This is a genomic window from Streptococcus lactarius, assembly GCF_016642265.1.
GTDB lineage: Bacteria > Bacillota > Bacilli > Lactobacillales > Streptococcaceae > Streptococcus > Streptococcus lactarius.
In genome coordinates, this window is the sequence record NZ_MRXX01000008.1 from 56,851 (window position 1) to 78,956 (window position 22,106).

General features: G+C 41.4%; 20 protein-coding genes. 12 read left to right on the forward strand and 8 right to left on the reverse strand.

The annotated features are described in order from the left end of the window. Positions 1-18 precede the first annotated feature (18 nt). Positions 19-2,238, forward strand: a complete 2,220-nt coding sequence (locus BTU61_RS06770) for a RelA/SpoT family protein (RefSeq protein ID WP_187539751.1) — start codon at positions 19-21, stop codon at positions 2,236-2,238. Between the two features lie 313 nt (positions 2,239-2,551). Next, positions 2,552-2,995 carry a D-aminoacyl-tRNA deacylase gene (dtd, locus tag BTU61_RS06775; RefSeq protein WP_187539753.1) on the forward strand — a complete coding sequence of 148 codons (444 nt, stop codon included), beginning with the start codon at positions 2,552-2,554 and terminating at the stop codon, positions 2,993-2,995. A gap of 116 nt (positions 2,996-3,111) precedes the next feature. Here the strand turns inward: dtd and BTU61_RS06780 are convergent, their stop codons facing one another. Together BTU61_RS06780 and BTU61_RS06785 are read right to left on the reverse strand one after the other, a co-directional pair. Next, positions 3,112-3,813, reverse strand: coding sequence for a nicotinamide mononucleotide transporter (locus BTU61_RS06780; protein ID WP_187539755.1), 702 nt, complete (start codon positions 3,811-3,813; stop codon positions 3,112-3,114). Positions 3,814-3,936: 123 nt separating this feature from the next. Further along, positions 3,937-4,587: a metal-dependent transcriptional regulator gene (locus tag BTU61_RS06785; protein WP_200772889.1), complete on the reverse strand. Its 651-nt coding sequence runs from the start codon at positions 4,585-4,587 to the stop codon at positions 3,937-3,939. Between the two features lie 124 nt (positions 4,588-4,711). On the opposite strand from BTU61_RS06785, the gene BTU61_RS06790 reads away from it, so the two are divergent. Then, the gene (locus BTU61_RS06790; RefSeq protein WP_200772890.1) at positions 4,712-5,737 is read left to right on the forward strand and encodes a DUF3114 domain-containing protein; all 1,026 of its coding nucleotides are present in this window, start codon (positions 4,712-4,714) and stop codon (positions 5,735-5,737) included. 298 nt (positions 5,738-6,035) lie between these two features. On the opposite strand, the gene tpx is transcribed toward BTU61_RS06790, so the two are convergent. The 4 genes from tpx to BTU61_RS06810 form a co-directional block, all read right to left on the reverse strand. After that, positions 6,036-6,530, reverse strand: coding sequence for a thiol peroxidase (tpx, locus tag BTU61_RS06795; RefSeq protein WP_200772891.1), 495 nt, complete (start codon positions 6,528-6,530; stop codon positions 6,036-6,038). Between the two features lie 80 nt (positions 6,531-6,610). Next, on the reverse strand, positions 6,611-7,540 hold the full coding sequence (gene fimA, locus BTU61_RS06800; protein WP_200772892.1) for a metal ABC transporter substrate-binding lipoprotein/fibrin-binding adhesin FimA: 930 nt from the start codon (positions 7,538-7,540) through the stop codon (positions 6,611-6,613). Further along, the gene (locus BTU61_RS06805; RefSeq protein WP_200772893.1) at positions 7,537-8,394 is read right to left on the reverse strand and encodes a metal ABC transporter permease; all 858 of its coding nucleotides are present in this window, start codon (positions 8,392-8,394) and stop codon (positions 7,537-7,539) included. Before BTU61_RS06805 ends, fimA begins: the two co-directional genes overlap by 4 nt. After that, positions 8,391-9,113 carry a metal ABC transporter ATP-binding protein gene (locus BTU61_RS06810; protein ID WP_200772894.1) on the reverse strand — a complete coding sequence of 241 codons (723 nt, stop codon included), beginning with the start codon at positions 9,111-9,113 and terminating at the stop codon, positions 8,391-8,393. Before BTU61_RS06810 ends, BTU61_RS06805 begins: the two co-directional genes overlap by 4 nt. A gap of 148 nt (positions 9,114-9,261) precedes the next feature. On the opposite strand from BTU61_RS06810, the gene BTU61_RS06815 reads away from it, so the two are divergent. Further along, positions 9,262-11,157, forward strand: a complete 1,896-nt coding sequence (locus tag BTU61_RS06815; RefSeq protein ID WP_200772895.1) for a M13 family metallopeptidase — start codon at positions 9,262-9,264, stop codon at positions 11,155-11,157. A 267-nt stretch (positions 11,158-11,424) separates the two neighbouring features. On the opposite strand, the gene BTU61_RS06820 is transcribed toward BTU61_RS06815, so the two are convergent. After that, on the reverse strand, positions 11,425-12,201 hold the full coding sequence (locus BTU61_RS06820; RefSeq protein WP_187539772.1) for a glycyl-radical enzyme activating protein: 777 nt from the start codon (positions 12,199-12,201) through the stop codon (positions 11,425-11,427). A gap of 128 nt (positions 12,202-12,329) precedes the next feature. Here BTU61_RS06820 and BTU61_RS06825 point away from each other — a divergent pair, with 128 nt between their 5' ends. The 8 genes from BTU61_RS06825 to BTU61_RS06860 all read left to right on the forward strand — a co-directional run bounded on the left by BTU61_RS06825 (position 12,330) and on the right by BTU61_RS06860 (position 20,560). Further along, positions 12,330-13,073: a DeoR/GlpR family DNA-binding transcription regulator gene (locus BTU61_RS06825; RefSeq protein ID WP_200772896.1), complete on the forward strand. Its 744-nt coding sequence runs from the start codon at positions 12,330-12,332 to the stop codon at positions 13,071-13,073. Between the two features lie 14 nt (positions 13,074-13,087). Further along, entirely contained in the window at positions 13,088-14,056 is a 969-nt protein-coding gene (locus tag BTU61_RS06830; protein ID WP_200772897.1) for a sugar-binding transcriptional regulator, read from the forward strand. Between the two features lie 173 nt (positions 14,057-14,229). Further along, positions 14,230-14,550 carry a PTS lactose/cellobiose transporter subunit IIA gene (locus BTU61_RS06835; RefSeq protein WP_187539778.1) on the forward strand — a complete coding sequence of 107 codons (321 nt, stop codon included), beginning with the start codon at positions 14,230-14,232 and terminating at the stop codon, positions 14,548-14,550. A gap of 16 nt (positions 14,551-14,566) precedes the next feature. After that, positions 14,567-14,875 carry a PTS sugar transporter subunit IIB gene (locus BTU61_RS06840; RefSeq protein WP_187539781.1) on the forward strand — a complete coding sequence of 103 codons (309 nt, stop codon included), beginning with the start codon at positions 14,567-14,569 and terminating at the stop codon, positions 14,873-14,875. A gap of 9 nt (positions 14,876-14,884) precedes the next feature. After that, positions 14,885-16,186 carry a PTS sugar transporter subunit IIC gene (locus tag BTU61_RS06845; protein WP_200772898.1) on the forward strand — a complete coding sequence of 434 codons (1,302 nt, stop codon included), beginning with the start codon at positions 14,885-14,887 and terminating at the stop codon, positions 16,184-16,186. A 142-nt stretch (positions 16,187-16,328) separates the two neighbouring features. Next, entirely contained in the window at positions 16,329-18,770 is a 2,442-nt protein-coding gene (locus BTU61_RS06850) for a glycyl radical protein (RefSeq protein ID WP_200772899.1), read from the forward strand. 15 nt (positions 18,771-18,785) lie between these two features. Beyond that, entirely contained in the window at positions 18,786-19,454 is a 669-nt protein-coding gene (locus BTU61_RS06855; RefSeq protein WP_187539787.1) for a fructose-6-phosphate aldolase, read from the forward strand. A gap of 14 nt (positions 19,455-19,468) precedes the next feature. Further along, positions 19,469-20,560 carry a glycerol dehydrogenase gene (locus tag BTU61_RS06860; RefSeq protein ID WP_200772900.1) on the forward strand — a complete coding sequence of 364 codons (1,092 nt, stop codon included), beginning with the start codon at positions 19,469-19,471 and terminating at the stop codon, positions 20,558-20,560. An 81-nt stretch (positions 20,561-20,641) separates the two neighbouring features. Here BTU61_RS06860 and BTU61_RS06865 read toward each other — a convergent pair whose 3' ends face one another. After that, a complete protein-coding gene (locus BTU61_RS06865) occupies positions 20,642-21,955 on the reverse strand; it encodes a DUF1958 domain-containing protein (RefSeq protein WP_200772901.1) in 1,314 nt (437 codons plus the stop codon). Positions 21,956-22,106: the final 151 nt, after the last annotated feature.

Below are 22,106 nucleotides of genomic sequence, written 5' to 3' on the forward strand. Positions count from 1 at the left end.
AGAAACTGGAGAAAATACATGCCGAAAGAAGAGAATTTAACTGGGGACCAAGTTGTTGCCCTTACAAAAAAATATTTATCACCTGAGGATGTTGCCTTTGTGCAAAAGGCCATGTTTTATGCGGTTGATTGTCACAATGGCCAATTCCGTCAGTCTGGTGAGCCTTATATCATTCACCCGATTCAAGTGGCCGGAATCCTTGCTAAGCTAAAGCTAGATGCTGTGACGGTTGCCTGTGGTTTTTTGCATGATGTCGTGGAAGATACGGACGCAACATTGGATGATCTTGAGCGTGAATTTGGTCATGATGTGCGCGTGATCGTCGACGGGGTGACCAAGCTCGGGAAGGTCAAATACAAGTCCCACGAAGAGCAGTTGGCGGAAAACCATCGCAAAATGCTTATGGCTATGTCCCAAGATATCCGTGTCATTTTGGTCAAATTGGCTGACCGCTTGCATAATATGCGCACCCTCAAGCATTTGCGCAAGGATAAGCAAGAACGCATTTCGCGTGAGACCATGGAGATCTATGCGCCACTCGCCCACCGTCTCGGGATTTCTAGCGTCAAGTGGGAGCTTGAAGATTTGTCTTTCCGTTATTTGAATGAGACAGAATTCTACAAGATTTCTCACATGATGAAGGAAAAACGTCGTGAGCGAGAAGAGTTGGTGGAAGAGGTTGTCCACAAGATTGAGACCTATGCGGCAGAACGCCACTTACATGGGAAAATCTACGGTCGACCAAAGCATATCTATTCGATCTATCGCAAGATGCAGGATAAAAAGAAACGCTTTGATGAAATCTATGATTTGATTGCCATCCGCTGTATCCTGGATACTCCAAGCGATGTCTATGCTATGCTGGGCTACATCCACGAACTCTGGAAACCAATGCCGGGGCGTTTTAAGGACTATATTGCCAACCGGAAGGCCAATGGCTACCAGTCCATCCATACGACTGTCTATGGCCCGAAAGGACCGATTGAATTCCAGATCCGAACCAAGGAAATGCATGAAGTCGCTGAGTACGGGGTTGCGGCGCACTGGGCCTACAAAAAAGGTATCAAAGGTCAGGTCAACAGCAAGGAATCGGCTATTGGGATGAACTGGATCAAGGAGATGATGGAACTCCAAGACCAGTCAGGGGATGCCAAAGAATTCGTAGAAAATGTAAAAGAAGATATCTTAGCAGAAGAGATTTACGTCTTTACTCCAGATGGAACTGTACGCTCTCTTCCAAAGGATTCCGGACCGATCGATTTTGCCTATGAAATCCACACCAAGGTTGGGGAAAAAGCGATTGGGGCCAAGGTCAACGGCCGGATGGTGCCCCTCAATACCAAACTTCGGACGGGAGATCAGGTGGAAATTATCACCAATGCTAACTCCTTTGGTCCGAGTCGTGACTGGTTGACCCTTGTTAAAACTAGCAAGGCGCGCAATAAGATCCGTCAATTCTTTAAAAATCAAGACAAGGAATTGTCAATTAACCGGGGCCGTGACCTCTTGATGGCCCAATTCCATGAGCATGACTTGGTAGCTAATAAGTTCATGGATAAAAAGCACATGGACAAGGTGTTACAAAAATCCAGTTACAAGACGGAAGAAGCCTTATTCGCGGCGATTGGGTTTGGAGAGATCGGGGCGATCACTATCTTTAACCGCTTGACGGAGGATGAACGCCGTGAAGAAGAGCGGGCCAAGGCACGCGCAGAGGCAGAAGAGCTGGTCAAAGGTGGCGAAGTCAAGGTTGAAAATAAAAAGGACACTTTGAAGGTCCGCCACGAAGGTGGCGTAGTCATCCAAGGCGCCTCTGGGCTCTTGATTCGGATCGCCAAATGCTGTAACCCAGTTCCAGGTGATGAAATTGTCGGCTACATTACCAAAGGTCGTGGTGTTGCCATTCATCGCCAAGACTGTATGAACCTCCGGGCTCAAGACAACTACGAGCAACGGTTGATTGACGTCGAATGGGAAGAAAATAATACAACCAAAGACTACATTGCCCACATTGATATCTACGGTCTCAACCGTACAGGCCTTCTCAATGATGTGCTGCAAGTCTTGTCCAATACGGCAAAAATGGTTTCAACCGTCAATGCCCAGCCAACTAAAGACATGAAATTTGCCAATATCCACATTTCCTTTGGGATTCCGAACCTATCGATGTTGACAACGGTTGTGGATAAGATTAAGAGTGTGCCGGAGGTTTATTCTGTTAAGCGTACCAACGGCTAGCCGGCTACTAAGTTATCTTTTATAGCTTCGTTAGCTCGCCTTGCCGTACTGAAGTACTGTCTGCGTCTCGCTGCCTTGTCTGATGTCGATTTTCATTGAAGCATGTAGGACGTGGTCAGAACTCTTTTATAGCTTCGTTAGTTCACCTTGCCGTACCGAAGTACTGTCTGCGTCTCGCTGTCTTGCTCTAAAAGCAACTGAGCAGCCGTCGCTTTTCAGCTAGTGTGACTGCGTCTCACTGCCTTGTCTGAAGTCGATTTTCATTGAAGGCTAGCAGTGAATGTCCAATAGATTTATAAAATAGGATAATAAAATGAAATTAGTGATTCAACGGGTCAAAAGTGCCTCGGTTTCCATTGATGGTCGGGTCTACAATGCAATCCAGCAAGGTTTATTGCTCTTAGTGGGAGTTGGGCCTGAAGATCAGCAGGAAGATTTGGATTATGCTGTGAGAAAGATTGTCAATATGCGTATCTTTTCAGATGACGAGGGCAAGATGAATCTCTCTGTCAAGGATATCCAAGGAGAGATTCTGTCAGTATCTCAGTTTACACTTTTTGCTGATACTAAAAAAGGCAATCGTCCAGCCTTTACAGGTGCAGCCAAACCAGATATGGCGGAAGCTTTCTATCAAGAATTTAACCAAGAACTAGCCAAGGAAGTTTCTGTTGAGGCAGGAGTCTTTGGAGCAGATATGCAGGTGGAACTGGTCAATGATGGGCCAGTAACCATCATCCTTGATACAAAAAATAAATAAAAAGAGGCTCTATCTTATCTGCATATAGCGGATAAGATAGAGCCTTTGTTTGTCAAATCTAGTTCTAACCGTTAAATATGATAGTTGAGTAAGATACAGGTTAACGATTCATTATTTTATTCTTTATCATTCCATACGAATAGAGCACCTACAGCATTGATGATGTAAAAGATGTATTTTCCAACATTGGCAAAATTTCCTTGGATACTAGCTTTTGTTAATTGAACGAAATTGTAAACCAACCAAAATTCCCATTGAGTTGTTAATTTAAGAGCATTCAAAGCATTTGCAATCAATGAAAGGCCAAATGCAATCGTTGTAACGTAAGCAAGGAGGTTCATCTTGCCCCCGTAGCCAATATAGTTTGTTGCAAAGGCAAATAGGAAGGCTAGAACTGAAATGATGATGGCTGCCCATTTCAATTGTTTTTGGCTCATCTTGTTTGGTCTTCCTTCTTGTGAAGCTTCCCATTTCTTAATGGCAAAGGTATAAATGAGAAAGGTGACGGGATAGGTGATAATCGCAGCCTTATTTCCGAGGATATAATCAATGGTACCAGATAGGATTGTATTGACAATTCCGTAATAATTCCCCCATTTACTCAATTTACCAGTAAAACGAGTGGACAACATTGAAATCCCAACGTTAGTAACTGAAATGAGTCCAAATGGAACCAATGCGGTCCATGCTCCCCAATCAACAAACTTGTCTAATCGTGAATTAAGGTAGCCTGATGCAATCGCTATACCGACAACTAAAGCCACACCAAACAGGTCAAACCATTTTGATGTAGCGAAAACTTTGAGTGATTTTTTCATAAGATGGTCTCCCTCCTCTTTGTTGCGTCCATTTTATACCTAAAAAAAAGCAAAGTCAAGTCATATAGCAATATAAAACCCTGAAAATAGAGCTTTCAGGGTTTGGTTTTTAATGTTAATGACTCAGTTGATTTTTTCTACATAGAGTTGTTGGGCGATCACTTGGTTGATCGAAATTTCTTGTTCATGGATAACCAAGTGATAGAGACCTGTGTAGTCATCGTACCGTTGAAACGCGATGGTATCACCAATTTGGAGATGGATCTGGTCTAAGAATTTTAACAATTCATAGGTGTCATAGACCCTTTGCAGAATATACAGACCAGGTTGGGTCGTTTCACTGAGACGGTCTTGGTAGGCTTCGACCAGCCGTTCACCTTTTCTTGGAATTGTCCCACCGTGAGGGCAGGTCTTAGGAGTTCCAAGCATGTGATCCAGCCGGTCGATGAAATGTTCAGAAACGGTATGCTCGAGAACTTCTGCCTCTTCGTGGACTTCTTCAGTTGTGTAGCCAAGATTTTCCAGCAGAAATACTTCAATCAAGCGGTGCTTGCGGTAGAGATCAGAGACCAATTGCGAGCCTAGATCTGTTAGCAAATACCCACTAGCCTTGTCCTTCAACAAGAGGCCCTCAGAAACCATGCGCTTAATCATCTCGGTCACAGCGGGCGGAGAGACCTGCATGCGACTGGCGATTTCCTTATTACTGATTTTTTCTACTTCTGTGCCAATTTCATAAATGCACTTGAGGTAATCTTCTTTGTTTGGTGTCATGCTTTCCTCTTTTCTTCGCTTACTTCTAGTATATCAAAAAAATCCTCAAAAACGCTAATGGAGTTCTGAGAATTGTCTCAAACTTCAAAAGATGGTAGTATAGAAGCATAGAAAGGACGGCACTATGAACAGAAGGGAATTAGCGAGACTAGGTTGGAGAGAGCATAGTTTAGCCTATCTAGAGAAGCACTTGCAGGGATACAAAGATTCACAAGCCTACCAAGAACAATACCAGTCTGTCTTTTTCTTTGCCAGTCCTCTATTTCAAAAAATGTGGGAGAAAGAACTTCAAAATTTGGATGAAGTGGCTGCCCAAGACTTGCTGAGGGGAGTCATGAAACTGCTTCTCATGCCAAGTGACCTGTCCGGAACTTGTGAAGAAACAGCCTTTCTTCTGAGTAGGATAGCTCCAGATTGTCCGCCAGGCTCTGACTTTTGGAAGGCTTTCTCACGCGTCGTGCAAATCGCCTTTGAAAAGGATCCCTTAGCAGATCAGTCGGGAGATCAGCTCTTGAAACGCCAGGTTCACCAGTTGCGCTACCTACTTTCCAGTTACCAAGCCCAATGGATTCGGACGCATGAGGCCAGAGCTGTACAGACTGACGAGGAGGCCTTACAAGCTTACCTACAGGAGGCTAGAGCGATTACGGTGGATGCTTATGCAGCAGCTCGTCTCCACAATAAGGTCTCCGTGACATCAGATGGTCACCTTCATTATCCTTCAGGGGCCTCTCAACAAGTCAATTTCAAGATTCTACTGAATTTCCACACGGAGTATATCCTGGACCAGGATGGCCAATTTCTCAACGAAGTAGACCCATATCAGATTTCTGAAAATGGCATTGTCAATGGGGCTAGTTTTAACTACGGGTTGGCTAGGGGCCGGACCCATAAGGACTTGGATATTGATCCCGTTAAAGCTTGGGATCCACCTTTTCGAAAGCAGGTCCTCTATCAGCAGGGTATTCGCTATCTAGCCCCTAAAAATGATCGCAGTGTCGAAGGCTACTGGAGTCGAAAAGGAGTCTTTGCACAAGGAGGCAAGAGCTACAAGCAACAAGTGGCACAGCGCGTGCGGCGTTTCCTCAGAGGCATCCCTCGCTTGCGCTGGCGGGTTCTCCTCCAGAATGGACTCCATCGGATTTTATAGTAGTCCTCTTTCGGATTGAAGAAAAAGGACTCTTAGAAACTTTCCTTAGGTGAGTACGGACGTCAGCGAACTTCTTCGAAGTTCCAAGACTAATTATTGAGCTTAAGGTCTCAATAATTCCGAGTGCCTGAAACAATTATGTTCCAGGCACTTTTCTCACGGCGGAAAGTTTCAGTGTATGTTGAATGAACCTAATAGTGTCCACCTCATTTTAATTTTTTTCAGCATCATTTAGGTTCTTTTATGTAAAAGTAGTTTGTCTACGTTCTAAAAAGAGGTCGCAGACCTCTTTTTTCATTTATCCCAGTGCTTTGACAGCTTCGATTGCAGCGTCGTAATTTGGTTCGCTGTTGATATTGTCTAGGTATTCAACGTAAGTAACCTTGTTATCCGCATCTAAGACCAAGACAGCGCGTGCGAGCAAGTGCCATTCATTGATCAAGAGGCCATAGGCTGTTCCGAAGGAATGGTCGAAGTAGTCTGAGAGCATGATGGCATTGTCGAGCCCTTCAGCAGCACACCATTTTTTTTGAGCAAAAGGAAGGTCAACAGAGACCGTCAAGACGACAGTGTCTTCCAAGTCAGATAAGGTTTGATTGAAGTGACGCGTTTGAGTGGAACAGATCCCTGTGTCAATAGAAGGGATCACGCTGAGGACTTTTTTCTTGCCAGCAAAATCAGCTAACGATTTCTTCTCCAGAGCTGGAGTGATCAATGAAAAATCATGGGCGATTTCTCCTACTTGAAGTTGAGACCCAGTAAAGGTAACAGGATTTCCTAAAAATGTTGTCATAGAAAAGACTCCTTTTTTATTTTTATTGTACCCTAATGGAGATGAAGGAGCCACTGATTTGTTTAGAAAATCTGAAGGTCCTACTGACTCAATCCTTCTGCGATCTTGTCTAAGTTCCACTTCATCATGCTGTAGTAGCTATCACCCTTTTCTCCTTTTTTGGCAATGGAATCCGTGAAGATCTTTGCATGGATTGGGATATGGGTATCCTTAGCCACAGTTTTCATAGGACGTTCATCGACACTGGATTCGACAAAGAGGGCTGGGACCTTGGTTTGCCGGAGCTTTTCTACCAGCGATTTAATTTGGTCAGGTGTGCCTTCTTCTTCCGTATTGATTTCCCAGATATAGGCAGATGGGACGCCGTAGGCTTTGGAGAAGTACTTGAAGCAGCCTTCACTGGTTACAATCATCTTCTTCTCTTCTGGGATATTGTTGAATTTTTGTTTGGCTTCTTGGTCGAGCTTGCTGAGTTTTTCAGTATAGGCTGCTAGATTTTTTTCGTAGAAGTCCTTGTTTTTCGGATCTTTGGCGATCAATTGCTTGGCAATGTTTTTAGCGTAGAGGATCCCGTTTTCGAGATTGAGCCAAGCGTGAGGGTCTTCTTTTCCAGCTTGGTTTTGGCCTTCCAAGTAGATGACGTCAACTCCGTCGCTAGCAGCGAAATAGTCCTTATTTTCTACTTTATTGGCATTTTTGACCAATTTAGTGAACCAGGCATTGCCACCGGTTTCTAGGTTGATCCCATTGTAGAAGATGAGGTCTGCTTGCGAAGTCTTTTTGACATCTTCTGGTAGCGGTTCGTATTCGTGAGGGTCTTTGCCGACGGGAACGATACTGTGCAGATCGATCTTATCCCTAGCTATATTTTTGGTGATATCTGCAAGGATGGAGTTGGTGGTGACCACTTTCAACTTACCAGAAGCTCCAGAAGAAGATCCTTTGCTACAGGCCAACAGACCAAATAAGAGCGCCACAAAGAGGGCGAGGATAGAAGCGATTTTTTTCATGTGTTTCTCCTTTTATGAGTTGAAAGAGCGTGCCTGTTCTTTCTTTGCTTAGGAGCGATAAAGAAGCTGATGAGAAAGAAGACGGCAGAAGTGAGGACAATACAAGACCCAACGGCGATGTTGAAACTATAGCCAATAAAGAGTCCCAGGATGGAGGCTAGGGCACCTAATCCGGATGAAAGGAGCATCATGGACCAGAGGCTATTGGTGTAGAGATAGGCTGTCGCAGCGGGTGTGATGAGCATGGCGACGATGAGAATGGTCCCGACACTTTGCATAGCAGTGACAGAAACCAAGGTCAAGAGCACCATGAGGAGGTAGTGATAGGCCTTGACCCGAACACCCATGGATTGGGCCAGAACGGGATCAAAAGAAGTGAGCAGCAAGGGACGAAAGAGCAGGACAATCACCAGTAAGACTGCCACACCAATACCAATGGTCATCCACATATCCTGGTCTTGCACGGCCAAGATATTTCCAAAGAGGATGTGGAAAAGGTCGGTGGAACTTTTAGCGACTCCAATCAAGATGACCCCTAAGGCGAGGAAAGAAGAAAAGGTAATTCCAATCGCAGTGTCGCTCTTGATGATGGAGTTGCTCTTGATATAGGTGATGAGGACAGAAGCTAAAAGGCCAAAGACAATGGCGCCAATAAAGAAATTGATGCCCAGGATAAAGGAGAGAGCCACCCCTGGAAGGACCGCATGTGAGATGGCATCTCCCATGAGAGACATGCCTCGTAAAATAATGAAACATCCGACCGCACCAGCGACAATTCCGATGGCGATAGCAGTAATAAGGGCGTTTTGTAGGAAATGAAATTGCTGTAATCCATCGATAAATTCTGTAATCATCCGACTCCACCTCCTATAAAGAGTTCATGTCCGTAAGCGGCATGCAGATTCTCCTTGGTAAAGGTATCCTCTGTTTTTCCAAAAGCAATTAGCTTGCGATGAAGGAGGAGGACTTGGTCAAAGTAAGCTGGAACCTTGCTGAGGTCGTGATGGACGATCAGGATGGTCTTGCCTTCTTTTTTCAAGGTTTTTAGTGTCTGCATAATGATGTCTTCGCTGACAGAGTCAATCCCTGCAAAGGGCTCATCCAAAAAGATGACATCTGCTTCTTGGACCAAGCAGCGGGCGATCAGGACCCGTTGAAATTGCCCTCCTGAAAGTTGGCCAATCTGGCGATCTGCTAGATCAAGAAGATTGACAAGCTTCATCGCATTTTCCACCTTTTGGAAATCTTCTTTGCTTTTTCTCCTGAAGATCGAAAGGTGGGGATAGAGACCCAGTGAGACACATTCTCGTACTGTGATGGGGAAGTGGAAATCAATAGCTGTTTTTTGCTCGACGTAGGCTACTCGTTGAAGAGCTTGGCTGAGATCTTTTTGATCTAGCTGGACCTTTCCCGCATGAGGAAGAAGTCCCAGCATGGCCTTGATTAGGGTTGATTTTCCAGCCCCATTGGGGCCAAGAATGCCTAGGATAGTCGGGCCCTGGATGGTGAGGGAAAGGTCCTCTAGGGCCAGCGTTTGCTGATAAGTAACACGAAGGTTTTCAATTTGAATCATGAGTTTCCTCCTTTGATATTAATATACATGAATAAAAAAATTAAGTCAAGTTAATTTATAAAATAATTTAACTTAAATCACTTGAAATCATTGAAAAAAGTTCCTATTTTTGATAAGGTTATTACAAAAGAATGAAAGTGAGAAGATCATGGTACGTTTACAAGATGATTTTTATGATTACGTCAATGGGAAATGGGCTGAAACAGCAGTCATTCCTGATGACAAACCGTCAACCGGTGGTTTTATGGACTTAGATCGAGACATCGAAAACTTGATGTTGGATATTACTGGAAAATGGCAAAGAGGAGAAGAATTGCCTGAAGACAGCATTCTGCAAAACTTTGTCAAATACCACAAGATGGTGGCAGATTTTGATGCACGGGAAGTGGCTGGTGTTGCCCCAGTCATGCCCTTGATCAATGAAATCAAGGCTCTGTCTTCCTTTGAAGACTATACCAGTAAGCTGGGAGCCTATGAACTAGCTGGCAAACCAAATCTCATGCCATTTAGCGTGTCACCAGACTTTATGAATGCCCAAATGAATGTCTTGTGGGGAGAATCTCTTGCTCTTATCTTGCCGGATACGACCTACTATGAAGAAGGCAACGAAAAAGGTCCGGAATTGCTGGTTATCTGGCGTCAGATGATGGAAAAACTCTTGCCAAAATTTGAATTCTCAGAAGTAGAAATCAAGGATATCCTAGATAAGGTTATTGCGGCAGATGCAGAATTGGCTAAGTATGTCTTGTCAAATGAAGAAAAATCTGAATACAACAAACTCTACCATCCCTATGAGTGGGAAGAATTCAAGTCCTTAGTTCCAGAACTGCCACTCGACACCTTCTTTGCAGAAGTAATCGGACAAACTCCAGATAAAATTATCGTGCCAGAAGAGCGATTCTGGAAGGAATTTGCGCCAAAATACTACTCAGCAGCCAACTGGGAAACCATTCATGCCAAATTGAAACTCGGAGCAGCCTTAGATTGGACGTCTTTCTTAACCGAAGAAATTCGTGTCTTGTCTGGTGAGTATGGACGGACCATTACAGGGATTCCAGAACCTCGTCCAAAAGAAAAAGCAGCTTTGGCCTTGGCAGAAGGCCCTTATAGCCAAGCGCTTGGACTCTGGTATGCGGGTGAAAAGTTCTCACCAGAAGCAAAAGCAGACGTAGAGCATAAAGTAGCGACTATGATTGAGGTCTACAAGGATCGTTTGGAAAAAGCAGACTGGCTCGCTCCAGAAACTCGCGAAAAAGCCATTGTCAAACTCAATGTCATCACACCGCATATCGGCTACCCTGAAAAATTACCAGAAACATATGCCAAGAAGATCATCGATGAGAGCAAAAACTTGGTAGAAAATGCCCAAAAATTGGCTCAAATTTCAATTGCCCATAGCTGGAGCAAGTGGAACCAACCAGTCGATCGGAGTGAGTGGCATATGCCAGCTAATATGGTCAATGCCTACTATGATCCGCAACAAAACCAAATCGTCTTCCCGGCAGCGATTCTGCAAGCACCTTTCTATGACCTTCACCAACCATCATCAGCCAACTACGGCGGAATCGGTGCGGTTATTGCCCATGAAATTTCGCACGCCTTTGATACCAATGGTGCTTCCTTTGATGAAAATGGTAGCTTGAAAGACTGGTGGAAGCCAGAAGATTACGAAGCCTTTACCGCTCGGACCCAAAAGGTTGTTGATCAATTTGAAGGCCAAGACTCATACGGTGCTAAGATTAACGGGAAATTGACCGTTTCGGAAAACGTGGCAGACCTCGGAGGGATCGCTGCAGCCCTTGAAGCCGCTAAGAAAGAAGCAGACTTCTCCGCAGAAGAATTCTTCACCAACTTTGCTCGCATCTGGCGGATGAAAGCTCGGACAGAGTACATGCAACTCCTCGCAAGTGTTGATGTGCACGCACCAGGAAAACTCCGTACCAATGTTCAATTACCCAACTTTGATGAATTCTTTGAAGCCTTTGATGTCAAAGAAGGAGATGGCATGTGGAGAAAACCAGAGGATCGTGTAATTATTTGGTAAATTAAGATAGGAGAGACGATTCGGTTTACCGAAACTTCCTGCAGAAAAATAGGAAATCAATGCCGCATTCCATGAATGTCAATTGATTTATCTTTTTTCAAAAGGAAGTAGTCTCGACTTCAATTAGGCAATTGATTGACTTTCTTGACCATGCGGGCCATGCCCACCAGTCAATCTCTCTTTTTCTCGATGCTCGTGAAAAAACTAAAAAATTCCCAAAGCCAAGTTTTAACCTACTGAAACTAGCTTTGGGAATTTTTGAATGGATTAGAAATAACAATGGATATTATGATCTAGAAAAACTTGCTGGTAGTCATATAAATCTTCGGGATGCAAAGCTTTGACATTTTCCATTTGATAACGTCTTCCAAGTAGTTTGTATTTATTCTCGCCAAATTGGTGAAATGGTAGTAATTGTACTTGATCAATATCTAAGGAGTTGAAAAGAGTGGAAAATTCTTCCGCATCGGCAAGAGAGTCGTTGAATTGAGGTATCACAGGTATACGTAAAACAATTGTTTTTTTCTCTTTAAAGGCGTAATGGATATTTTTAATAATTAAACTATTTTGAACTCCAACTTTCTTTTTATGTTTGAGGCTATCGTAGTGTTTCAAATCGGTATAAATGAAATCAACATATTGGATCAGGTCAATAAATTTTTCGTGTTCAACAAAAGCAGTTGTCTCAATGGCAGTGTGAAGACCTTTTTCTTTAGCAGCTTTCAGTAGTGCTTTTGCAAATTCAAATTGGGCAAATATTTCACCACCAGACAAGGTCATACCGCCTCCAGATTCCTCATAGAAATCAATATCTTTCATAACTTCATTAATAATTTCATCTACTGTTTTTTCTTGTCCAGTTGTCCCGGGGGCTTTAGTAACCGCATCCAGCATCGGTTCTGGGTTCATTCTCTGTGACTCAGGATTAGAACACCACGGGCAACGTAGTGGGCATCCTTTTAGAAAAACAGTTGTTCTAATTCCTGGACCATCATGAATACTGAAATGTTGAATGTTGAAGATAATACCACGTGTCGTTTCCATATCTACTTCTCCTTCTGACTTATAATTGTATTATATATTTTTTTAGAAACAAAATCAATTACGAATGAAAGTTTTTATTCTTGTGTTTTTTTGAAAATTTTTGATAAAATAGAGGGGAGGTAAGAAATATGAAGCGTTTAGAAGAAATTTTAAAATTAGTTTCTCAGTATGAAAAAATTGATGTCAATACGTTATCCGAAGCCTTAGAAGTTTCAAAAGTAACAATTCGAAAGGATTTGGATAAATTAGAATCTAAGGGACTTCTTCATAGAGAACATGGTTATGCTGTATTGAATAGTGGAGATGATATAAATGTCCGTTTATCTTTTCATCATGATACAAAAAGAAAAATTGCCCAAGCAGCAGCAAAATTGGTGCAAGATAACGAAACTATTCTTATCGAATCGGGCTCCACATGCGCTCTACTAGCGGAAGAAATTTGTCAAACAAAGAAGAATGTGAAGATCGTGACAAATTCTTATTTTATTGCAGACTTTATTCGAAATTATGATTCTTGCAAAATCATACTATTAGGGGGAGAATTTCAAAAAGACTCCCAAGTGACAGTAGGTCCGTTGTTGAAGGAGTTAATCCAATCTTTTCGTGTAAAAAATGCTTTTATTGGTGCAGATGGGTATGATGATGAATTGGGCTTTACTGGTAAAGATATGATGCGAAGCGAAGTTGTTCAATATATGTCTCAGGTTTCTGAAAATATAGTGATCCTAACAGACTCAAGTAAATTTCAAAAGAAAGGTAATGTTAGAAATTTTGCGTTATCTCAAGTTCAACGAGTGATTACGGATAAGGGAATAGCACCGGAGGCGATGAAAAAACTAGAACAAGCAAGTATATCCCTTACCATGGTATAGTTAGGAGAATAATTGTGAAATATGAACGTAAAAAATTATTGGCTAAGCTTGCTTACCTATATTATATTGAAGAAAAGAGTCAGTCAGAGATTGCTGCTGAAACTGGCATTTATAGGACAACAGTCAGTAGAATGTTAACTGAAGCTAAAAGGGAAAGAATTGTCAAAATTGAAATTGAGAGTTTCGATAGCAAACTATTTCGTTTGGAGAATTATGTCAAAGAGAAATATCATATTAGCGAATTAGAAATTGTACCAAATATTGAGGATGAACCTTTGTGGGATTTGGAACAACGTCTAGCTCGATCGGTTGCTGGTATGGTTCGTTCTCTTTTACAGGATGGAATGAATATTGGTTTTTCCTGGGGGAAAAGTCTCAGCCTTCTTGTTGATCAAATTGGTAGTAAGCGCTTAGAAAATGTACATTTTTATCCACTAGCAGGAGGACCCAGTCATATCCATGCCCGTTACCATGTAAACACCTTGATTTATAATATGACTAGTAAATTTCATGGGGAGTGTCGTTTTATCAATGCGACAATTATTCAGGAAAATAAGGAATTGGCAGAAGGAATCCTAACATCGAAATATTTTGATGATTTAAGAGAGAGCTGGGAAAATTTAGATATTGCAGTGGTAGGTATTGGTGGTCCTGCAGATACACATAATCCACAATGGTTTGATATGCTTACGGACCAAGATTTTTCAAAATTACAGTCTGAAGAAGCAATTGGAGAGGTTTGCTGTCGTTTTTTCGATAGGAAAGGAAAACCGGTGTATCAAGATTTACAAGAAAGAACCGTTGCTATAACACTGGAAAAACTGAAGCAAATTCCTAAAACAGTTTCTTTGGCATATGGAGAAAGAAAAGCAGGGGCGATACTTTCGGTTATAAAAGCAGGCTATATTAATCATCTCGTAACCGATGAAGCGACGATTTTGAGAATGTTAGAGTTAGATGACGATTTTACTTTCAAAAAATAATTATAAAGCTACTCAAAAATTGAGTGGTTTTTTTCAATAGCCTCGAAAGCACAAATGTGCGTTATATAAAAATAAACAAACATATGTCTAAAAAAATATTGACAGTCGATATCAAGGATGATATATTACTGTTAAGAAATAAAAGCGCTTTCAAAATAAAAGGAGGTTTTACTATGGAAGTCATTGTAGCAGATCAAATTATTATGGGATTAATTTTAAATGCTGGTGATGCCAAACAGCACATTTATCAAGCTTTATCATTCGCTAAAGAGGGGAACTTTGATTCCGCAGATAACGAAATCGAAAAGGCAAATGCAGCTCTTTTAGAAGCACATAACTTGCAGACACAATTTTTGGCCCAAGAAGCAGGTGGAACAAAGACAGAGATCACTGCTTTGTTTGTACACTCACAAGATCACTTAATGACATCAATTACAGAAATAAATTTGATTAAAGAAATGATTGACTTACGTAAAGAACTTTTAGTGAAATAACGAGGAGGAAAGTAATATGAAAATTGGTTTGTTTTGTGCAGCAGGTTTCTCAACAGGAATGTTAGTAAATAATATGAAAGTTGCAGCTCAAGAGTTAGGTATAGATGCAGAAATTGAAGCATATTCTCAGGCTAAATTAGCTGATTTTGCACCAGATCTTGATGTTGCATTATTAGGTCCACAAGTTGCCTATACTTTAGATAAATCGAAGTCTATTTGTGACAAAAATCATGTTCCAATTGCAGTTATTCCTATGGCAGATTATGGAATGCTTGATGGAAAGAAAGTTTTAAATTTGGCTTTAGAGCTCATTGATGCAGTTTAGGAGGTTATCATGGCTAAAATAGATTCTCAAAAAATCATTGGCCCAATCATGCGTTTTGTGAACATGCGTGGGATTATCGCACTTAAAGATGGGATGTTAGCAATTTTACCGCTGACAGTAGTTGGTAGCTTATTTTTGATTATAGGTCAACTACCATTTGAAGGATTAAATCAAGCTATTGCAAGTGTTTTTGGTGAAACTTGGACAGAGCCCTTCATGCAGGTCTATTCTGGGACATTTGCCATCATGGGGTTAATTTCTTGTTTCTCAATTGGCTATTCATATGCAAAAAATAGTGGGGTTGAACCTCTCCCAGCAGGTGTTCTTTCCTTGTCTTCTTTCTTTATCTTGCTAAAATCTTCTTATGTGCCAGCTAAAGGAGAACCTATAGGGGATGCTATAGCAAAAGTTTGGTTTGGTGGTCAAGGTATTATCGGAGCAATTATTATTGGTCTGGTGATAGGGGCCATTTATACACTTTTCATTCAAAAACATATTGTAATTAAAATGCCTGAGCAAGTCCCTCAAGCTATTGCAAAACAATTTGAAGCAATGATTCCAGCTTTTGTGGTGTTCCTACTTTCCATGATTGTTTACATTATTTCAAAAGTTGTCACAGGTGGTGGTACTTTTATCGAAATGATCTATGATGTAATTCAAGTTCCATTGCAAGGTTTAACAGGTTCATTATATGGTGCAATCGGTATTGCATTCTTTATCTCCTTCTTATGGTGGTTCGGGGTACATGGTCAATCAGTTGTTAATGGTGTTGTGACAGCTTTACTACTTTCAAACCTAGATGCTAATAAATCTATGTTAGCGACTGGGAAGCTATCTGTTGAAAATGGTGCCCACATTGTAACACAACAATTTTTAGATAGCTTCTTAATTCTATCTGGATCGGGTATTACCTTTGGGTTGGTTATTGCAATGCTATTTGCAGCAAAGTCAAAACAATATAAAGCTTTAGGTAAAGTAGCTGCTTTTCCAGCAATATTTAATGTCAATGAACCAGTTGTATTTGGATTTCCAATTGTTATGAATCCAGTTATGTTTCTACCATTTATTTTGGTGCCTATATTAGCAGCTATTGTTGTGTATGGTTCGATTGCTATCGGATTTATGCAACCATTTTCAGGAGTTACTCTACCTTGGAGTACGCCGGCTATTATTTCAGGATTTATGGTTGGTGGATGGCAAGGTGCCATTGTACAGATAATTGTTTTAGGAATCTCCACACTTGTATACTTCCCGTTCTTTAAATTTCAAGATAAATTAGCTTATGCGAATGAACTAGAAGCTGAAAAATAGTGTTCGAAATGGCAACGACACATTTGTGCTATTTTAGTTAAAACTAGCTATTCTACAGAGTATTTATTGAAATTTAAACGATTAAATGCTACTATAGTTACGAAAGAAAACAAAATAATTTCAAAAGAAAGGTTTATCAGATATGACAAACACAGTAGAAGTAGCAAGAACCTCCATCAAAACAGACTATTTTGGTAGTCTGACTGATCGGATGAATAAATATCGTGAAGATGTCTTAAACAAGAAGCCTTATATCGACGCTGAACGTGCCGTTCTTGCAACTAAGGCATATGATCGTTATAAGGAACAACCAAATGTTCTTAAACGTGCCTATATGTTGAAAGAGATTCTTGAAAATATGACAATCTATATTGAGGATGAATCCATGATTGCTGGAAACCAAGCATCCTCTAATAAAGATGCTCCGATTTTCCCAGAATATACTTTGGAGTTTGTTCTTAAGGAATTGGATCTTTTTGAAAAGCGGGATGGCGATGTCTTCTATATTACGGAAGAAACAAAAGAGCAACTCCGTAGTATTGCACCATTCTGGGAAAATAATAATTTACGTGCAAGAGCTGGTGCTCTTCTACCTGAAGAAGTTTCTGTCTATATGGAAACGGGATTCTTCGGTATGGAAGGGAAGATGAATTCAGGAGATGCCCACTTAGCAGTAAATTATCAAAAATTATTGCAATATGGTTTGAAAGGTTTTGAAGAAAGAGCTCGTCAAGCTAAGGCAGCTCTTGACCTTACGGATCCAGCTAGTATTGACAAGTACCATTTTTACGATTCTATCTTTATTGTAGTTGATGCTGTTAAGGCTTATGCTCAACGATTTGTGGAACTTGCTAAACAACTTGCTGAGACAGCAACTCCTGAACGTAAGAAAGAATTGCTCGAAATTGCAGAGATTTGCTCAAAAGTTCCATACGAGCCTGCAAGTACATTTGCAGAGGCTGTTCAGTCTGTTTGGTTTATCCAATGTATACTTCAGATTGAATCAAATGGACACTCACTTTCATATGGACGTTTTGATCAATATATGTATCCATACGTTAAAGCTGATTTGGAAAGTGGACGGGAAACTGAAGAGAGTATTGTTGAACGCTTGACTAACCTTTGGATCAAGACTATTACAATTAACAAAGTACGTAGTCAAGCACATACCTTCTCATCTGCAGGTAGTCCGCTTTATCAAAACGTTACGATTGGTGGTCAAACACGTGATAAGAAAGATGCCGTCAACCCATTGTCTTATTTGGTGTTGAAGTCAGTTGCTCAAACTCACCTTCCTCAACCAAACTTAACTGTTCGTTATCATGCTGGTCTGGATGCCCGCTTCATGAACGAATGTATCGAGGTTATGAAACTCGGATTCGGTATGCCTGCTTTCAATAATGATGAGATCATTATTCCATCCTTTATTTCAAAAGGTGTTCTTGAAGAAGATGCTTATGATTACAGTGCAATTGGTTGTGTAGAAACAGCTGTTCCAGGTAAATGGGGATATCGCTGTACAGGTATGAGTTATATGAACTTCCCTAAAGTTTTGCTCATTACGATGAATGATGGAATCGATCCTGCTTCTGGCAAGCGCTTTGCACCAAGCTTTGGTCACTTTAAAGATATGAAGAGCTTCGATGAATTGCAAACGGCTTGGGACAAGACCTTACGCCACTTAACACGTATGAGTGTGATCGTAGAAAACTCTATCGACTTATCTCTTGAAAGAGAAGTGCCAGATATCCTCTGTTCAGCTTTGACAGATGACTGTATTGGACGTGGAAAACACCTAAAAGAAGGTGGAGCTGTCTACGATTATATTTCTGGTTTACAAGTGGGTATTGCAAACTTATCCGATTCACTTGCAGCAATCAAGAAATTGGTATTTGAAGAAGGGCGCTTAACGCCACAAGAGCTATGGCATGCTCTGGAAACCGATTACGAGGGCGACCGTGGAAAAGAAATCCAAGAGATGCTTATCCATGATGCACCGAAGTATGGAAACGATGATGACTATGCGGACAGCTTAGTTCGAGAAGCATACGATATTTATGTGGATGAAATTGCTAAATATCCAAATACTCGATATGGACGTGGGCCAATCGGAGGAATTCGTTACTCAGGTACATCTTCTATTTCAGCCAATGTAGGACAAGGTCGTGGCACATTAGCTACTCCTGATGGTCGTAATGCTGGAACTCCGCTAGCAGAAGGATGTTCTCCATCCCACAATATGGACCAACATGGCCCAACATCTGTTCTAAAATCTGTTTCCAAATTACCAACAGATGAAATTGTTGGTGGTGTTCTACTGAACCAAAAAGTAAACCCACAAACTTTAGCAAAAGAAGAAGATAAATTAAAACTTATTGCTTTACTCCGTACGTTCTTTAATCGTCTACATGGATACCATATTCAATACAATGTGGTTTCTAGAGAGACATTATTAGATGCTCAAAAACATCCGGAAAAACACCGTGACTTAATTGTACGTGTCGCAGGCTACTCGGCTTTCTTCAATGTACTATCAAGAGCTACACAAGATGATATTATTGGACGGACAGAGCATACTCTATAGTAAAGAGGTATGTATATGGAATTTATGCTTGATACTTTAAATTTAGATGAGATAAAAAAATGGGCACGAGTGTTACCCCTTGCTGGGGTAACTTCGAACCCAACAATTGCCAAAAAAGAAGGGGATATTGATTTTTTTGATCGTATTCATAAGGTGCGGGAAATCATCGGAGGTTCTCCTTCCATTCATGTTCAAGTTGTCGCAAAAGATTATGAAGGAATTTTAAAAGATGCGGCTAAAATTCGCGAACAATGCGATGAAAATACCTATATTAAAGTCCCAGTTACACCTGAAGGACTTGCTGCAATTAAAGTGTTAAAAGCAGAGGGTTACAAAATTACTGCAACAGCAATCTATACTGTTTTTCAAGGACTGTTAGCGATTGAAGCAGGAGCCGACTATTTAGCACCTTATTACAATCGTATGGAAAACTTAAACATTGATTCAGCTCAGGTCATTTCTCAGTTAGCGAGTGCCATAGAGCGTAATCATTCATCAAGCAAAATTCTAGCAGCTTCCTTTAAAAATGTGGCTCAAATTAACAGAGCATTTAAAGAAGGAACACAAGCAATTACGGCAGGAGCAGATGTCTTTGAAGCAGCTTTTGGAATGCCTTCTATTGCAAAAGCAGTAGATGACTTCGAGGCGGATTGGTCAGCTGTTCATCAAAAGAATACAATCTGATAAAGGAGGAATGTATGAGAAATTTTGCAAGTCCATCCCGTTACATACAAGGTGAGAATGCTTTATTTCAAAATGCAAAACCTATTTTGGAACTAGGAAGTCATCCTGTCTTACTATGTGATTCAGTAGTCTATGATATCGTAGGAGAACGTTTTGAAAAGTATCTCCTCCGGTATGGCTTTACAGTCTTACCAGTGTTCTTCAATGGTGAAGCTTCTGATAATGAAATCAATCGTGTGGTCAGTCTGGCAGAAGAAAATGGCTGTGATTTGGTTATTGGACTTGGTGGAGGAAAGACCATCGACAGTGCAAAAGCGATTGCCGATCTTTTACAATCACCAGTTGTCATTGCTCCGACCATTGCCTCGACAGATGCTCCGGTTTCGGCCTTGTCAGTTATTTACACGGATGAGGGAGCCTTTGCTCGCTATATCTTCTATTCTAAAAATCCAGAATTGGTCTTGGTAGATAGTAAAGTGATCTCTCAAGCACCAAAACGTTTGCTCGCTTCTGGTATCGCAGATGGATTAGCGACTTGGGTCGAAGCGCGTGCGGTAATGCAAGCCAACGGAAAAAACATGTTAGGCAAACACCAAACTCTAGCGGGTGTCGCCATTGCGCAACGTTGTGAAGAAATCTTATTTGCTGATGGCCTCCAAGCTATGGCTGCTTGTGAAGCTAAGGTCGTAACTCCTGCTTTAGAAAACATCATTGAAGCCAATACCCTTCTCAGTGGGATCGGGTTTGAAAGTGGTGGCTTGGCAGCGGCCCACGCCATCCATAATGGCTTTACGGCCCTTGCTGGGGATATCCACCATTTGACACACGGTGAAAAAGTAGCTTATGGAACCTTGGTTCAATTGTTCTTGGAAAACCGTCCAAAAGAAGTTTTGGATAAATACATTCGCTTCTATCAACAAATTGGCATGCCAACGACTCTGAAAGAAATGCATCTTGAAAATGCAAGCTACGAAGATCTTCTCAAGGTTGGTCAACAGGCGACAATTGAAGGAGAAACTATCCATCAAATGCCATTTGAAGTGAAAGCATCTGATATTGCCCAAGCAATCGTAGCAGTAGATGCTTACGTTCTAAGTTTAGACTAAATTAAAATCTGTCATTCATTAAGAACGTGATTTCTTTCAAATACAAGAACTCCCATACCTTACGGTAATGGGAGCTTTTTTCTATTTCCTTCTATTTGGATCTGTTTGTTTAAAGATCAGGTATAAAATTCCAGCGGGTAGGAAGCAGAAGATCCACATGATATCGAATCCTTTTTTCTTGTTGCTGGAGTTGGATTGTTGGGAATTACTGATCGCGATTCCAGGCTTGATACTTGGGGAGACCTGCTTCAAGCCGTTTTGAACCACCAGTCGCTTGTTTTCTAGTTTGATAGCTGGATTGGTCCCTTTTTTGACGGTTGCATAAAAGTCTTTTTCTAAGTGAACAGTTTGGCCATCAATCTCGTGGTCACCTGCAGAGAGGACCTTTTTATATTGATAATCCGCAAACATTTTCTCAGCTAAGGCATTTCCGATTTGATTGCGGTAGCTTTCTGCGATTTCAACATCATAGTTCCCAACCCCTAGGATCACTTCGATGATCCGTTGCTTGCCTCGTTTGGTGGTTGCCGTGTAGTTGTAGTCCGCAGTTGGGCTCGATCCAGTCTTGAGACCATCTGTTCCCTTGAGTTCAAACTTCCCGCCTTCTAGCGAGGTATTGTAGTTGTCATAGCTTTGCTCATATGGAGTGCCTGGCATGATGGTCGTGTGGGCCTGTTTGGTGTATTCCAGCATTTCCGGTAAGTCATTGACAATGTGATAGGCAAGGATCGACATGTCTCGCGCTGTAATCTCATTATTGGCGTTCAAGTCGTGGTGTTGTGGATTGTAGTAGCCCTGTAAGACGGAAATCATCGCCCCGTTTGGGTTATTCCATTTGGTATGGACCATGCCCATTTCTTGCGAGTACTGATTCATCAACTCTAAGAATTTGTCTGGATCATTGTCTGTGACAAGATTAGCCAGCATAATCACAGCAGCACTTGAAGATGGGACAAAGAGCATCTTGAGTAATTCGGATACCTTATACTGTACACCAGCAACGATCGGAGAATTGCTCAGAAGGTTATTTTCTGAGATGGCTTGGTCCGCTTCGGTCGCAGTGACAACAGTATCGTAAGTGATTTTTCCTTCTTTGATTGCCCGAAAAACCACGTAAGCACTCATGAGCTTGGCCATGCTTCCGGAATCGCGAACAGTATCAATATTGTCCCCGTAGAGGATGGCTCCAGTATTGGCGTCAATGACAATGTCTGCTTTGGGCTTGTAAAAGTTATCAAAGTTTAATCCGGCATCGGATGCAATTTTCATCACATCCTCTTGCTGGTAGATGTCGTCCGCAAAGGCAGTGGAAATGGATCCAACTGTCATTGTTCCCACAAGTAGGCCTAAGAGGGTATGGTTTCGTAATTTTTTAAAGAATCTCCAATCAATCATAGCCTCTATTATACCATACAGTGAGGGGATGTGAAAGAGTTTCAAGTCTAAAAAAAGGATTGGTGGAAAGGCAATTCTGTTTCAAAATAGAGACGAGGGGGCCATCACTTCCCTATCTGTTTCCGCCTTTTTCTTTGGTGGATCCTTTAAA